General features: G+C 54.2%; 15 protein-coding genes. 9 read left to right on the forward strand and 6 right to left on the reverse strand.

From position 1 onward, the window contains the following. Positions 1 to 57 precede the first annotated feature (57 nt). Complete coding sequence (locus tag HMPREF3143_RS07710) at positions 58 to 1,578, reverse strand: EAL domain-containing protein (RefSeq protein ID WP_084832161.1); 1,521 nt, start codon at positions 1,576 to 1,578, stop codon at positions 58 to 60. Between the two features lie 236 nt (positions 1,579 to 1,814). Between HMPREF3143_RS07710 and HMPREF3143_RS07715 the strand changes: the two genes are divergently transcribed. Beyond that, positions 1,815 to 3,314 carry an EAL domain-containing protein gene (locus tag HMPREF3143_RS07715; RefSeq protein WP_070532496.1) on the forward strand — a complete coding sequence of 500 codons (1,500 nt, stop codon included), beginning with the start codon at positions 1,815 to 1,817 and terminating at the stop codon, positions 3,312 to 3,314. 290 nt (positions 3,315 to 3,604) lie between these two features. On the opposite strand, the gene HMPREF3143_RS07720 is transcribed toward HMPREF3143_RS07715, so the two are convergent. From HMPREF3143_RS07720 to icd, 3 genes are all read right to left on the reverse strand, one after another. Continuing rightward, positions 3,605 to 3,850 (reverse strand): DUF2543 family protein, encoded by a 246-nt coding sequence (locus HMPREF3143_RS07720; protein WP_008500750.1) that lies wholly within the window; start codon positions 3,848 to 3,850, stop codon positions 3,605 to 3,607. Between the two features lie 74 nt (positions 3,851 to 3,924). Continuing rightward, positions 3,925 to 4,272, reverse strand: coding sequence for a DUF1304 domain-containing protein (locus HMPREF3143_RS07725; RefSeq protein WP_008500751.1), 348 nt, complete (start codon positions 4,270 to 4,272; stop codon positions 3,925 to 3,927). 77 nt (positions 4,273 to 4,349) lie between these two features. Further along, entirely contained in the window at positions 4,350 to 5,600 is a 1,251-nt protein-coding gene (gene icd, locus HMPREF3143_RS07730; RefSeq protein WP_023292761.1) for an NADP-dependent isocitrate dehydrogenase, read from the reverse strand. 117 nt (positions 5,601 to 5,717) lie between these two features. On the opposite strand from icd, the gene rluE reads away from it, so the two are divergent. The 8 genes from rluE to HMPREF3143_RS07770 all read left to right on the forward strand — a co-directional run bounded on the left by rluE (position 5,718) and on the right by HMPREF3143_RS07770 (position 13,526). After that, entirely contained in the window at positions 5,718 to 6,371 is a 654-nt protein-coding gene (gene rluE / locus HMPREF3143_RS07735; RefSeq protein WP_025911754.1) for a 23S rRNA pseudouridine(2457) synthase RluE, read from the forward strand. Between the two features lie 9 nt (positions 6,372 to 6,380). Further along, positions 6,381 to 6,854: an NUDIX hydrolase gene (locus tag HMPREF3143_RS07740; RefSeq protein WP_032651463.1), complete on the forward strand. Its 474-nt coding sequence runs from the start codon at positions 6,381 to 6,383 to the stop codon at positions 6,852 to 6,854. A 40-nt stretch (positions 6,855 to 6,894) separates the two neighbouring features. Then, positions 6,895 to 8,007, forward strand: coding sequence for a tRNA 2-thiouridine(34) synthase MnmA (mnmA, locus tag HMPREF3143_RS07745; RefSeq protein WP_070532499.1), 1,113 nt, complete (start codon positions 6,895 to 6,897; stop codon positions 8,005 to 8,007). Between the two features lie 28 nt (positions 8,008 to 8,035). Next, positions 8,036 to 8,665, forward strand: coding sequence for a high frequency lysogenization protein HflD (hflD, locus tag HMPREF3143_RS07750; RefSeq protein WP_008500756.1), 630 nt, complete (start codon positions 8,036 to 8,038; stop codon positions 8,663 to 8,665). A gap of 19 nt (positions 8,666 to 8,684) precedes the next feature. Then, positions 8,685 to 10,055 (forward strand): adenylosuccinate lyase, encoded by a 1,371-nt coding sequence (purB, locus tag HMPREF3143_RS07755; protein ID WP_070532502.1) that lies wholly within the window; start codon positions 8,685 to 8,687, stop codon positions 10,053 to 10,055. A 123-nt stretch (positions 10,056 to 10,178) separates the two neighbouring features. After that, positions 10,179 to 10,850, forward strand: a complete 672-nt coding sequence (phoP, locus tag HMPREF3143_RS07760; RefSeq protein WP_025911763.1) for a two-component system response regulator PhoP — start codon at positions 10,179 to 10,181, stop codon at positions 10,848 to 10,850. Continuing rightward, on the forward strand, positions 10,851 to 12,314 hold the full coding sequence (gene phoQ / locus HMPREF3143_RS07765) for a two-component system sensor histidine kinase PhoQ (protein ID WP_008500759.1): 1,464 nt from the start codon (positions 10,851 to 10,853) through the stop codon (positions 12,312 to 12,314). It abuts the gene before it with no gap. A 90-nt stretch (positions 12,315 to 12,404) separates the two neighbouring features. Next, a complete protein-coding gene (locus tag HMPREF3143_RS07770; protein ID WP_025911765.1) occupies positions 12,405 to 13,526 on the forward strand; it encodes a ribosomal protein uL16 3-hydroxylase in 1,122 nt (373 codons plus the stop codon). Between the two features lie 87 nt (positions 13,527 to 13,613). Here HMPREF3143_RS07770 and HMPREF3143_RS07775 read toward each other — a convergent pair whose 3' ends face one another. Then, the gene (locus HMPREF3143_RS07775) at positions 13,614 to 14,105 is read right to left on the reverse strand and encodes an REP-associated tyrosine transposase (RefSeq protein WP_069598132.1); all 492 of its coding nucleotides are present in this window, start codon (positions 14,103 to 14,105) and stop codon (positions 13,614 to 13,616) included. 95 nt (positions 14,106 to 14,200) lie between these two features. Then, on the reverse strand, positions 14,201 to 15,424 hold the full coding sequence (gene pepT, locus HMPREF3143_RS07780; protein WP_023343774.1) for a peptidase T: 1,224 nt from the start codon (positions 15,422 to 15,424) through the stop codon (positions 14,201 to 14,203). Positions 15,425 to 15,546 lie beyond the last annotated feature (122 nt).

A 15,546-nucleotide genomic window follows, 5' to 3' on the forward strand; every position in this document is an offset into this window, starting at 1 on the left:
GTGTTTCACCGCCAGGCAACCCGCTCTATTCCTGATTTTTTTACAGCGCCTGACGTTTTACAGCATCACGGCCTCCCTGGGCTTAGATAAAATGACTTTAATAAAATCGATATAGGAGACGGGTTTACCAAAATAATACCCCTGCAACAGGGTAATTTCATTACGGTTGAGATACTCCAGCTGCTCTTTCGTTTCTACACCTTCGGCCACGATACGCAATGAGAGTTTTTTCGCCAGGTCAATAACGCAGTCCAGCAGGATCGTTGAGTCCTTCTCCTCAGAAACCCGGTTAACAAAGCTTTTATCAATTTTAATATAATCTATGGCAAGCGCATTTAGACATGACAGCCCGGAATACCCCGTACCAAAATCATCCAGTGCAATGACAAAACCGGCGTTATGCAGCGCGTTGAGGTTTTCCACCAGATGAGGATTATCGATCAACGGTTCACGCTCGGTCACCTCGAGAACCAGCTTCACGGCTTTACCCTGAAACCCCTTGCCGAAGAGACGACAGTCACCGATGAAGGAAGGGGCATCAATGTGTCTGGCGCTGATGTTCACTCCGATATGGAACCCATCCGGTAGCTTCGGCAACAGCGGCTTAAGCTGTGTGACCACTTTCGCCATCAAGCCTTTGGTCAGCGGAATAATCAACCCGCTACGTTCAGCAATCGGAATAAAGACATCCGGCGGGATAAACCCAGACTTTGGATGCTTCCACCTTGCCAGGACTTCAACCCCGTATAACCCGCCGGTGTCCCCGTTCACGATCGGCTGATAATAAGGCACGATCTCTCCCTGCAAAATGGCCTTACGCAAATCGTCTTCAAAGGTGGTGCTTTTTCCCTTGTATCGGCGGATCAAAATGCCCACCGCCAGGGATAGCGCGAGAATCAGCAGTATCAGGCTCCAGCCCTGGTGCAGTAGCCGCGTCAGGCTAAAAAAGGCAGGCGGTTGCCAGGCCAGACTGAAGGGGAATTGCGAAGATGCCGTAAGTGAACCCGTCCACGAGGCCGCTTTCCAGCCGGTCACGTCACCGTTGCGCGTAAACATGCTTTCGCCGACAACCAACCGCAGGTCAACGCTGTTTGATGCATTCGCGATGACGTCCTGCAAATGCGCATCGCTGACGCTGACGATGATGCGCCCGCCCACGATGGGCATCTGGAAGACAAGTACCGGGATGCCGTTCACCAGTCGATTACCGGGGAGCAGCATTAATTCTTTTTCAGGTAGCGTCTCCGGATGAACAATCAATACGCCATTCCCCGGAAGGGATGTACAGATGATTTGCCCCTGCTGCTGGATCATGATGGCGCGCAGATGCGGTTTTAGCGCAGCTTCTGTCCCCAGCGCCAGCTGCCCGCTGCTGGTACACCCCTGCTCCGCAACGCGCTTCGCCGTGTTGGCCGCACTGACGGCTTCCGACAAAATGCTTTCTATTTTCTGGGTGCTTACCGTGGCGGTATGAACGTTATTCATTTTCGCCATCTGCCATAACTGCCAGTTAATAATCAGTATGCCGATCAGAAAAAGAAACAGGGCACTGAGAATAGGGATCATCACGTTGCGCACGATGTTTTCCTTAATAGAATAAACAAGCATGAAGGATCTGAAAGAAGAACCCGTGGTTTACCTGACGTTGCCGATCGCAATGAAAATAGCTTAGCTGAGAATTGTCTTAAAAAACTGATGCTTTCGTATGAGTTCACCCGCCCGAATTTGCTCACCCGGCGTGACTATCAGGCTTGTGCCTTGCCCAGGCTGTGTTAAGATTTATGAATTCAGGGAGCGGACAGGATAACCGGAAAATGAAAAAGCGCATTGCCGTTGCGATCGTTTCAACGCTTCTGGTCATCCTGTCTCTTTATGCGGTCAATGCGGTTATCCTTGGTCAGCAAAAAACCAAACAGCTTGAAATATCCCGGACCCTTTTACATTATTCCGAAAATCTGTCCCAAAACGTGGCGCTGGGCCTTAAAAGCATAACGACGCAGGGGTGTGATAAAACCAGCCTGGATAGCTACAGACAAATAAAGCTTAACAACCTCTATTTCGGGGATATCGGTTTTATTGAAAAAGGAAACATTGTCTGTACCGCTTTTTGGGGTAAACTCGCGACGCCCGTTCCACTTCCTGCGGAACTGCATAAAACGCCGAGAGGTTTTCTCCTCGCGCAGTTTTCAAGAAAAGACTTTTTCACGGGCAATGCGGCCATTTATAATAATATTATTATCTTCACTTCCCGCTATGCTTACGATAAATTCACCCCGGTTACCGCAAGCTATTCTCTGAGTGCCACCACAAAGGACTTTGGCCGGATCTTTTTTTCGGCTGCCCCCGACCTGCGAGCGCGGAGCTGGCTGCACTCCACGTTGTTCACCCTGACCATTACACAGTGCAGCGCCGTGTGGGATTTATGCGTGATTGTAAAACATCACGATGCGGGACTGGCCTCGTTACCCCCGTTTATCTTGACGTTTCTCGCGATCATTCTCTACTTTATCTGGGTCGCGATAACGTTATTTGTCTTCCGTATCCATGAAGACCGTTTTTCGCTGGAACGTACGCTGATCAAAGCCGTGATAACAAATACCTTCAGCGTTAATTACCAGCCCATTATTCGCATTCGCGATCAAAAAATCGTGGGCGTGGAAGTTCTGTCGCGATGGCGCGATCAAAAACACGGAGACGTCTCGCCGGAGCTGTTTATCCCATTAATTAAGAAAATCGGGCTGTATAAAAGATATTATGGCAATGTTATCGGTAAATCTCTCTCAGAAATTGCCCCGCTGGCGATTAAGCATCAGCTGATCGTTTCAATCAACGTTGGGCGGAAAGAAATTGAAGACGGACAGTTTATTAACATTTTGCGTCGCGAGTGCTTAGTCAACAACCTTCCCCTTTCCCTGATGAAGGTCGAGCTTTCTGAGAAAGCCGTTTCCGCGGCGGATATCCTTGAGGGATTCTGCCAGGAACTAAAATCGCTTGGCGTTAAAATTTCAATCGATGATTTCGGCGTGCAAAATTCAAATCTGGCGCGGCTGTCGCAGCTTGAATATGATGAAATCAAAATTGACAAATCGCTGGTGGATGGCATCAGCGAAGATTATAAGCAAAACATCTTTGTTATCTTCAGCGATGCCCTCGCGAAGTTGAATAAAACCCTTGTGTTCGAGGGCGTGGAAAATGAAACTCAGTATCGCTTTATTGCGAACAGATATCCCGACGCGCTGATCCAGGGATGGTATTTTTCAAAAGCACTCACCCGGAGCGAGCTGGCGAAGCGACTCACCGGCGTCGCCCCCTAACATGAAGCCTGTCCTGCTCGTTTTTTTACACTCGGACGTTTCCATTTTTTCCGCCAAAACATATAGTCGTCATATTCAGACGGTAGATTACCCTGAAGCACACTCTTATTTTGGTTAAAAACGTGAAATTATCCTTAGTTTTTCCAGCAGTACTCTTTTTTCTGATCGTTATTTTCGCGCTGCTTGTCGATAAACCCGCTTCGCCTATTCTGCGGAAAAAATGCATGTGGTCCGATAGCGTGATGCTGAGCTGTATCGCAAAGCATCACCATAACGGTTTTTGAGGCAGGCTATTCATTTCCCCACTGATTGAGGAAGTTCGCAACATCATCAATGCGACCCGCACGGATCCCGGCTTCTGTGGCCATATCCTGCTGGGCTTCCTCGCTGATCTCCTCATTATTCGCTAAGCGGGTAAGCAGCAGCTGGAAATAGTGTGCAAGCGCGTCGCGCTCTGATTCCGCGACTTGCTCTGCAGCCTCCGTCGCGTACTCATCGGCAATATCATAATATTTCAGGGGGATATCGTTGTGCATAACAGTCTCGTCTCTGGTCAATAAAGGTAACGTCACGAGTATATCGGACGCATTATCTCAACCAAAGCATTGCTTCAGATGAGTAACGCAAGCAGCGCAGCGAGCGCGGGAATGGCCTGCACGTACAAAATTTTTCGGCTGGCGGTGGCTGCGCCAAAAAGCCCGGCGATCAGCACGCAGGTCAGAAAGAAGATGGCCACCTGAATCCCGTTTTCGCCGAGCCAGAGGCTCCACAGCAGGCCCGCCGCCAGGAACCCGTTATACAGACCCTGATTCGCCGCCAGCACGCGGGTGTCGCGTGCAAAATCAGGACGCAGATTAAAGGCCTTGTGCCCTGTTTTGGTATTCCACAGGAACATTTCCAGCACAAGAATGTAGAGATGAATAAGTGCAACGACAGTGATAAGGACAGTGGCTAACATCGGGTTGTCTCCCGCGGGCAGAGGCAAAAAAAACGGGAACCATCAGGCTCCCGTTCTTGTTTAACCCAGAATCTGGATTACATGTTCGCGATAATCGCGTCGCCAAACTCTGAACATTTCAGCAGCTTAGCGCCTTCCATCAGACGTTCGAAGTCATAGGTGACGGTTTTCGCGTTGATCGCGCCTTCCATACCTTTGACGATCAGGTCTGCGGCTTCGAACCATTCCATATGACGCAGCATCATCTCTGCGGACAGGATGATAGAGCCCGGGTTCACTTTGTCCTGACCTGCGTATTTTGGTGCAGTACCGTGGGTAGCTTCGAACAGGGCGCACTCGTCACCGATGTTCGCACCAGGGGCGATACCGATACCGCCAACCTGAGCTGCCAGGGCGTCAGAGATGTAGTCACCGTTCAGGTTCATACAGGCAATCACGTCGTATTCCGCAGGACGCAGCAGGATCTGCTGCAGGAACGCATCGGCGATCACATCTTTAATGACGATCTCTTTGCCGGTGTTCGGGTTTTTGATCTTCTGCCACGGGCCGCCGTCGATCAGCTCACCGCCGAACTCTTCTTTCGCCAACTGGTAGCCCCAGTCTTTGAACGCGCCTTCGGTGAACTTCATGATGTTGCCTTTGTGAACCAGGGTCACAGAGTCACGGTCGTTGGTGATCGCATATTCGATGGCCGCGCGCACCAGACGCTTGGTCCCTTCTTCGGAGCACGGCTTAATGCCGATACCGCAATGCTCAGGGAAGCGAATTTTCTTCACGCCCATCTCTTCGCGCAGGAATTTAATCACTTTCTCTGCATCAGCAGAGTCCGCTTTCCATTCGATACCCGCGTAGATGTCTTCTGAGTTTTCGCGGAAGATGACCATGTCGGTCAGTTCTGGGTGCTTAACAGGGCTTGGGGTGCCCTGATAGTAACGAACCGGACGCAGACAGACGTACAGGTCCAGCTCCTGACGCAGTGCCACGTTCAGGGAACGGATGCCGCCGCCAACTGGCGTCGTCAGTGGGCCTTTGATAGCAACGCGGTAGTCGCGGATCAGGTCCAGCGTTTCGGCTGGCAGCCAGACGTCCTGGCCATAAACTTGCGTCGATTTCTCACCGGTGTAAATTTCCATCCAGGAAATTTTACGCTCGCCTTTGTAGGCTTTCTCAACAGCGGCATCAACCACTTTCAGCATTGCCGGGGTAACGTCTACACCGATACCATCACCTTCGATGAATGGAATGATCGGATTGTGAGGAACGTTAATCTTGCCGTTTTGCAGGGTGATCTTTTTACCTTCCGCCGGAACAACTACTTTGCTTTCCATTAACCTCTCCTTCGAGCGCTTCTGGTTGTTACTGATCTTATGTTAATAAATTGTAATGAGCCCTTCGATAGTACCTGATTGTCCGACGCCATGAAAGGTCTTCGTTATTAGGCTATAATGCGGCAATTGATAACGCCTGAAAATACCATGAAGAAAACTTCTTTTACAAAACACCGGGTTGAGCGATTCAGCTCGCGACAAGCCGCCAGACGACCGCAAGAAACCCAGCCAAAGCGGGTGATTCTGTTCAATAAACCCTACGATGTTTTGCCGCAGTTCACCGATGAAGCCGGGCGCAGCACGCTTAAGGACTACATCCCGGTTCAGGGGGTCTACGCGGCCGGGCGTCTGGACCGCGACAGCGAAGGCCTGCTGGTCTTGACCAACGACGGCGCGCTGCAGGCGAAGCTCACACAGCCGGGGAAACGCACCGGCAAAATTTACTTCGTCCAGGTAGAAGGCGAGCCGGATGATGAGACGCTGGAAAAATTGCGCAAAGGCGTCGCGCTCAACGACGGTCCCACCCTGCCGGCAGGTATTGAACGCGTGAATGAACCGGAGTGGCTGTGGCCGCGCAATCCACCGATTCGCGAACGCAAATCCATTCCGACCAGCTGGCTCAAAATCACCCTTTATGAAGGCCGCAACCGTCAGGTTCGGCGCATGACCGCACACGTCGGCTTCCCCACCCTGCGCCTGATTCGTTACGCCATGGGTAACTACACCCTGGAAACGCTGGCAAACGGTGAATGGCGGGACGTTACCTCTTAAGGAGTCACTATGTTTAAACCTCATGTCACGGTTGCCTGCGTGGTCCACGCCCGGGGGAAATTCCTTGTTGTCGAAGAGAGCATTAACGGCAAAGCGCTGTGGAACCAGCCTGCCGGGCACCTTGAAGCCAATGAGACCCTCCTGCAGGCGGCAAAACGCGAGCTGTGGGAAGAGACCGGTATTCACGCCGAGCCCCAGCACTTCATCCGTATGCACCAGTGGATTGCGCCCGACAGCACACCGTTCCTGCGTTTTTTATTTGCCGTTGAGCTTAGCGAAACGTGCGCCACTGAACCGCAGGATAACGATATCGACCGCTGCCTGTGGGTCACCGCCGACGAGATCCTGAACGCGCCAAACCTGCGCTCGCCGCTGGTTGCGGAAAGCATTCGCTGCTGGCAGTCAGGCGCACGCCTGCCGCTGGATGTCATCGGCGCATTTAACTGGCCGTTTACAGAGGGTGCCAATGGTGGGGGGGCGTGATAGAATACGCCGCCTTGAAGTTCAATGTCGTGAGTATTCCATGTCAGATAACAGCCAGAAAAAAGTGATCGTCGGCATGTCCGGCGGTGTCGATTCCTCCGTTTCCGCCTACCTGTTACAGCAACAGGGCTATAAGGTGGAGGGCCTGTTCATGAAGAACTGGGAGGAAGATGACGGCGAGGAATACTGCACTGCCGCAGCGGATCTCGCCGATGCGCAGGCCGTGTGCGATAAGCTCGGCATTGAACTGCACACCGTTAACTTTGCCGCAGAATACTGGGACAACGTATTTGAACTGTTCCTTGAAGAGTACAAAGCGGGCCGTACGCCGAACCCGGATATTCTGTGCAACAAAGAGATCAAATTTAAGGCCTTCCTGGAATTCGCCGCGGAAGATCTGGGCGCAGACTACATTGCGACCGGTCACTACGTGCGTCGCGCAGACGTGAATGGTAAAAGCCAGCTGCTGCGCGGTCTGGACGGCAACAAAGATCAAAGCTATTTCCTCTATACGCTGAGCCACGAGCAAATCGCCCAGAGCCTGTTCCCGGTCGGCGAGCTGGAAAAGCCGCAGGTGCGTAAAATCGCCGAAGAGCTGGACCTGATCACCGCGAAGAAAAAAGACTCTACGGGTATCTGCTTCATCGGCGAGCGCAAATTCCGCGATTTCCTCGGACGTTACCTGCCCGCACAGCCGGGTAAAATTGTCACCGTCGACGGGGAAGAGATTGGCCAGCATCAGGGGCTGATGTACCACACCTTAGGCCAGCGTAAAGGCCTGGGTATCGGCGGGACGAAAGAAGGTAGCGAAGAGCCGTGGTACGTGGTCGACAAAGATGTCGAAAACAATATTCTGGTTGTTGCTCAGGGCCATGACCATCCGCGTCTGATGTCCGTTGGCCTGATCGCGCAGCAGCTGCACTGGGTCGATCGTGAGCCGCTGAAAGGCACGCTGCGCTGCACGGTGAAAACACGCTACCGTCAGACCGATATTCCTTGCACCGTTACCGCGCTTGATGACGACCGCATTGACGTGCGCTTCGACGAGCCGGTCGCCGCCGTCACCCCGGGTCAGTCCGCTGTCTTCTACAGCGGCGAAATCTGCCTGGGCGGCGGGATCATTGAACAGCGCCTGCCGCTGCCCGCTGTTTAACAGCGTTTGCACACATAAAGGAGACCGTGTGGCGAAGAACTACTATGACATCACCCTGGCGCTGGCGGGAATTTGCCAGTCAGCCCGTCTGGTGCAACAGCTGGCGCATCAGGGTCATTGCGACGCTGATGCCCTGCACGTTTCACTCAATAGCGTTATCGACCTCAACCCCGGTTCGACCCTGGGCGTGTTCGGTGGCAGTGAAACCAATCTTCGTCTCGGTCTTGAAACCCTGCTTGGCGTGCTTAACGCCAGCAGCCGTCAGGGGTTAAACGCAGAGCTGACCCGCTACACGTTGAGCCTGATGGTGCTGGAGCGTAAGCTGAGCGCAGCAAAAGGCGCGCTTAATACCCTGGGCGATCGCATTGCCGGGTTACAGCGTCAGCTTGACCATTTTGACCTGCAGTCCGACACGCTGCTGAGCGCCATGGCCGGCATTTATGTTGACGTCATCAGCCCGCTGGGCCCACGGATTCAGGTCACCGGCTCCCCTGCCGTGCTGCAAAGCCCGCAGGTACAGGCAAAAGTACGCGCCTCCCTGCTGGCAGGGATCCGTGCCGCCGTGCTGTGGCACCAGGTTGGCGGTGGCCGCCTGCAGCTAATGTTTTCTCGTAATCGCCTGACCACTCAGGCAAAACAAATTCTTGCTCATTGTTAACCTCCCGGAGTTGCGAATTATGGAATTATCCTCACTGACCGCCGTATCCCCTGTCGATGGACGCTACGGCGATAAAGTCAGCGCGCTGCGCGGGATCTTCAGCGAATATGGTTTGCTGAAGTTCCGTGTTCAGGTTGAAGTACGCTGGCTGCAAAAGCTGGCCGCCCAGGCAGCAATCAAGGAAGTTCCTGCTTTTGACGAAAAGGCAAACGATTACCTTGATAAAATCGTTGCCGAGTTTAGCGAACAAGACGCCGCGCGCATTAAAACCATTGAGCGCACCACCAACCACGACGTGAAGGCGGTTGAGTACTTCCTGAAGGAGAAAGTGGAAAGCGTTCCTGCGCTGCACGCCGTGTCTGAGTTCATCCACTTCGCCTGTACGTCCGAAGACATCAACAACCTCTCTCATGCGCTGATGCTCTCCACCGCGCGCAAAGAGGTGGTGCTGCCTTACTGGCGTAAAATCATCGACGCGGTGAAAGCGCTGTCCGTGGAATACCGCGACATTCTGCTGCTCTCCCGTACCCACGGCCAGCCAGCCACCCCATCCACGATGGGTAAAGAGATGGCGAACGTCGCGTACCGTATGGAGCGCCAGTACCGTCAGCTGGAACAGGTTGAAATTCTGGGCAAAATCAACGGCGCGGTCGGTAACTATAACGCCCACATCGCCGCGTATCCGGAAGTGGACTGGCACCAGTTCAGCGAAGAGTTCGTGACCTCGCTGGGCATTCAGTGGAACCCGTACACCACCCAGATTGAGCCGCACGACTATATTGCGGAGCTGTTTGACTGCATCGCGCGCTTTAACACCATCCTGATCGACTTCGATCGTGACGTGTGGGGCTACATCGCCCTGAACCACTTCAAGCAGAAAACCATCGCCGGTGAAATCGGCTCTTCCACCATGCCGCACAAAGTGAACCCGATCGACTTCGAAAACTCCGAAGGTAACCTGGGTCTGGCGAACGCTGTGCTGCAGCATATGGCGAGCAAACTGCCGGTATCCCGCTGGCAGCGCGACCTGACCGACTCCACCGTACTGCGTAACCTGGGCGTGGGCATCGGCTACGCGCTGATCGCGTATCAGTCCACGCTGAAAGGCGTGAGCAAGCTGGAAGTGAACCGCGATCGTCTGCTGGACGAACTGGATCACAACTGGGAAGTGCTGGCGGAGCCGATTCAGACCGTGATGCGTCGTTACGGCATCGAAAAACCGTACGAGAAGCTGAAAGAGCTGACCCGCGGCAAACGCGTTGATGCCGAAGGTATGAAGCAGTTTATCGACGGCCTGGCGCTGCCGGAAGAAGAGAAAACCCGCCTGAAGGCGATGACTCCGGCGAACTACATTGGCCGCGCCATCACCATGGTTGACGAGCTGAAGTAATCTCCTCTCCCCCCTTTCCGCCCGGAAAGGGGGTTGCTTTTCCCCGGTTTACTCAATGTTTATCCCCACAGCAACATAATCAGCGTTAAACTATTCATACTATTTATTCTGGGAGAAAAGATGATGCGCGTACTGGTTGTTGAGGATAACGCATTGCTACGCCATCACCTGAAGGTTCAGCTTCAGGAGATGGGACATCAGGTGGACGATGCTGAAGATGCAAAAGAAGCCGATTATTATCTCAATGAACACCTGCCGGATATCGCCATTGTCGATTTAGGGTTGCCTGACGAAGACGGCCTGTCGTTGATTCGTCGCTGGCGCAGCCACGATGTTTCCCTGCCGGTTCTGGTGCTGACCGCCCGTGAAGGCTGGCAGGATAAGGTTGAAGTGCTCAGCGCGGGCGCAGATGATTACGTCACTAAGCCGTTCCATATTGAAGAGGTGGCGGCCCGCATGCAGGCGCTGCTCCGTCGCAACAGCGGGCTGGCGTCGCAGGTTATTTCTATCCCGCCTTTCCAGGTCGATCTCTCCCGCCGCGAGCTCTCAATTAACGATGAAGTCATCAAGCTGACCGCATTCGAATATACGATTATGGAAACGCTGATCCGCAACAGCGGCAAGGTGGTGAGTAAAGATTCTTTAATGCTTCAGCTCTACCCTGACGCTGAACTGCGCGAGAGCCATACCATTGACGTGCTGATGGGACGACTGCGTAAGAAAATTCAGGCCCAGTACCCGCAGGATGTGATTACCACCGTCCGCGGTCAGGGCTACCTGTTTGAATTACGCTAAATGAGACGGATTTTGCGTCATCTTCTGCCCCTCTCACTGCGGGTTCGTTTTTTACTGGCAACGGCTGCGGTGGTGCTGGTGCTGTCGCTCTCCTACGGCATGGTCGCCCTGGTGGGGTACAGCGTCAGCTTCGATAAAACGACCTTTCGTCTCTTACGCGGCGAAAGCAATCTGTTTTATACCCTGGCGAAATGGGAAGACAACCGAATCACCGTCGAAATGCCGGAAAACCTTAATCAGCAAAGCCCCACCCTCGCCCTGATTTACAACGAAAAGGGGAAGCTGCTGTGGGCGCAGCGCGACATTCCGTGGCTGGTCAAAAGCATTCGTCCGGAGTGGCTTAAAACCAACGGGTTTCACGAAATTGAAGCCGATCTCAACACCACCAGCTCGCTGATCCGTGAAGATCGTTCCCTGCAGCAAAAGCTGAACGAGATCCGCGCCGACGACGCGGAAACGGAGATGACGCACTCCGTTGCGATTAACCTTTATCCGGCGACGCTAAACATGCCGCAGCTGACCATCGTGGTGATCGACACCATTCCGGTCGAGCTGAAGCGTTCTTATATGGTCTGGAGCTGGTTCATCTACGTTCTGGCGGCAAATCTGCTGCTGGTGATCCCGCTGCTGTGGATAGCGGCGTGGTGGAGCCTGCGCCCCATTGAATCACTGGCGAAAGAGGTTCGCGAGCTGGAAGAACATCATCGCGAAAAGCTTAATCCGGAAACCACCCGCGAGCTCACCAGCCTGGTGCGTAACCTCAACCGCCTGCTGAAAAGTGAACGCGAACGCTATGATAAATACCGTACGACGCTTACCGATCTGACCCACAGCCTGAAAACCCCGCTCGCGGTGATGCAAAGCACCCTGCGTTCCATGCGCAGTTCGAAGCTGAGCGTCGACGATGCCGAGCCGGTGATGCTGGAGCAGATCAGCCGTATTTCCCAGCAAATTGGCTATTACCTCCACCGCGCCAGCATGCGTTCCGGCAGCGCCCTGCTGAGCCGCGAGCTGCATCCGGTCGCCCCGCTTCTGGATAACCTCACGTCCGCCCTCAACAAGGTGTATCAGCGTAAAGGGGTGAATATCAGCCTCGATATCTCGCCAGAGATAAGCTTTGTGGGTGAAAAAAATGACTTCATGGAAGTGATGGGCAACCTGCTGGATAACGCCTGCAAATACTGTCTGGAGTTCGTGGAAGTGTCGGCGCGCCAGACGGATAACGAACTGCATATCATCGTGGAGGATGATGGCCCGGGGATCCCGCGCAATAAACGTGATGTGGTGTTCGATCGCGGTCAACGCGCCGATACCCTACGTCCTGGCCAGGGCGTTGGATTAGCCGTCGCCCGGGAGATTGTCGACCAGTACGACGGGAAAATCGAAACCAGCGAAAGTTTGCTGGGCGGCGCGCGAATGGAGGTCATTTTTGGTCGCCAGCAGCCCACATCGAACGATAGTTAACCCGTTATGTGAAAAATGCGAGGATCTCGCAGCCGGGGGGCTGAGCTTCCGTTATAATCCGAGTCAGTAAGAGCCTGCGGAATAAAAAATATGGATTATCACTTAACGCTTAACTGGCCCGAGTTTATTGAACGTTACTGGCAAAAACGCCCGGTCGTTCTGAAACGCGGGTTCAGCAATTTTGTCGACCCTATCTCGCCTGACGAGCTGGCCGGTCTGGCCATGGAAAACGAAGTCGACAGCCGCCTGGTCAGCCACCAGGACGGGAAATGGCAGGTTAGCCACGGTCCTTTCGAAAGCTACGATCATCTCGGTGAAAACAACTGGTCGCTGCTGGTACAGGCTGTCAACCACTGGCACGAGCCAACGGCCGCATTAATGCGTCCGTTCCGCGCCCTGCCCGACTGGCGCATGGACGATCTGATGATCTCCTTCTCCGTGCCGGGCGGCGGCGTGGGCCCGCATCTGGACCAGTACGATGTGTTCATCATTCAGGGTACGGGCCGCCGCCGCTGGCGCGTGGGCGAAAAAGTGCCGATGAAGCAGCACTGCCCGCATCCGGACCTGCTTCAGGTTGATCCGTTTGAAGGGATTATCGACGAAGAGCTGGAGCCGGGCGACATTCTCTACATCCCGCCGGGATTCCCTCATGAAGGCTACTCCCTGGAGAACTCCCTCAACTACTCCGTCGGGTTCCGCGCGCCAAGCGGCCGCGAGATGATCAGCGGATTTGCCGACTATGTTCTGCAGCGCGAGCTGGGCAGCTATCGTTACAGCGATCCCGACGTGCCTGCGCGTGAGCACCCGGCAGACATCCTGCCTGCGGAGCTGGATAAGCTGCGTGGCATGATGCTGGATCTCATCAACGAGCCGGAACATTTCCGTCAGTGGTTTGGCGAGTTCATCAGCCAGTCCCGCCACGAGCTGGACGTTGCACCACCGGAGCCGCCTTATCAGGCGGACGAGATTTACGATGCGCTTCAGCAAGGCGACAAGCTGACGCGCCTGGGCGGGTTGCGCGTGCTGCGCATTGGTGAGGACGTGTTCGTCAACGGCGAGAAGCTGGACTCACCGCACCGACCGGCGCTGGAAGCGATTGCCAGCCATCTGGTGCTGACTGCGGATACCTTTGGCGATGCGCTGGAAGACCCGTCCTTCCTCGCGATGCTGGCCGCGCTGGTCAACAGCGGGTACTGGTTCTTTGAGGACTAAGTCGTGATATTTGCCGGGTGGCGGCTTCGCCTTACCCGGCCTACAATTGGATCGTAGGCCCGGTAAGCGTAGCGCCACCGGGCGTTTTTATCGCCGCTCCCCCGCGGCAAAATCCTCAATCTCTCCTGCCCAATCCACCGGATACAACCCTTCAGCCACGTCCCGATGAAACGTTGAGTACGGCCAGTCGCTGACTTTACCCACATAGCCGTGCTTCAGCGGATTGATATAAATGTAATCCACATGCCGCCGGTAGTCCTCTTCGTTGCGGATAGTGTGCTCCCAGAATCGTGGCTGCCAGATATAGCGCATGTCGATGCTGCGGCTGAATGTCTTTTTGATATCCCGCCAGCGGGCGGAAAAATCACTGTCCCCGTCCGGTAGGGTCCAGATACAGTGCATATGTTCAGGCAAAATAACCCACGCGTTGATGGTGAAGGGCTTCGCACGCTTAACCGTTGAGGTGGCGGAACGGAGGTTATCGATATGGCGGGTAAGCAAATCGCTCTGACGGTTTTGCAGGTTAACGGTGAAAAACCAGGTGCCACCGGGGACGTAATGGCGACGGTAGTTTGACATGGGCACTCCTTGCCTCATTGCCGGGTGGCGGCTTTGCCTTACCCGGCCTACGATCCGAATGTAGGCCCGGTAAGCGCAGCGTCACCGGGCATTTTTTAGCGTTTAGCGGTCAACTCAGCTATCCGCACTATCACCTTCACCGCCTTTTCCATCCCTTCCAGCGTCACAAACTCATGTTTACCGTGGTAGTTATAGCCACCGGTAAACAGGTTCGGGCACGGTAGTCCCATAAACGACAGCTGAGAACCGTCGGTACCGCCGCGAATCGGTTTTAATACCGGTTCAATATCGCAGTCGCGCATCGCCTGCTGGGCGATATCGAGAATATGCGGATGTGCCATCACCTTCTCGCGCATATTGTAATAGCTGTCTTCGATGATGAGCTCGATATAGCAGTCAGGATGCAGGCCCTTGCCCACCTTCTTGGCGATCTCCATCATCTTGCGCTTGCGCGCCTCAAAGGCTTTACGGTCAAAATCGCGGATGATGTAGTGCATCTGCGCGCTGTCCACGGTGCCTTTGATGCTGGTCAGGTGATAGAAACCTTCATACCCTTCGGTCTGTTCGGGGCTCTCTTCCGCCGGGACTTCTGCATGAATACGCGACGCCAGCGACAGCGCGTTGACCATGACGCCTTTGGCAGAGCCTGGGTGAACGTTGTTGCCGACAATTTTGATCGTGACTGACGCGGCATTGAAGTTTTCATACTCCAGCTCACCGACGCCGCCACCGTCGACGGTGTAGGCCCACTGGGCGTTAAAGGCGTCCACGTCGAAGTGCTTCGCGCCCTTGCCGACCTCTTCATCCGGCGTAAAGGCCACGCGGATATCGCCGTGCGGAATATCGTTGCCCTTCAGCACCGCCAGCGCCGTCATGATCTCCGCGATGCCCGCTTTGTCATCCGCCCCCAGCAGCGTTTTACCATCGGTGGTGATCAGCGTCTGACCGAGCAGCTGGTGCAGCACCGGGAACATCACGGGCGAGAGCACTTCATCACCGATCCCCAGCGCAATGTCGCCGCCGCGGTAGTTTTCAACAATCTGCGGGTTCACATGTTTACCACTAAAATCCGGAGAGGTGTCGACATGGGAGATAAAGCCAATCGCCGGAATGTCGCCCGGGACATTCGCCGGCAGCGTTCCCATCACAGTGCCTTTCTCGCTTAACGTGACGTTGACCAGCCCCATGGCGTCAAGCTGCTCTTTAAGCAGATTTAATAGCTTCCACTGGCCTTCGGTGCTCGGCACCTGGCGAACACCCGGCTTAGATTGGGTATCCAGCGAAACGTACTGTAAAAAACGCTCAAGTAATTTATCCATGCAGTCACCCTCACTTTTTGTGACAACATTATCAATAAGCATCAAAACGCAAATATTGCGTCAGGTCACTTTTATCCCGCAAACGAGAATATTTAATGAGATGGTCACTCCCTCCTTCCCGG

It is taken from the genome of Enterobacter sp. HMSC16D10 (assembly GCF_001807145.1).
In the GTDB taxonomy this organism is placed as follows: Bacteria; Pseudomonadota; Gammaproteobacteria; order Enterobacterales; family Enterobacteriaceae; genus Enterobacter; species Enterobacter roggenkampii.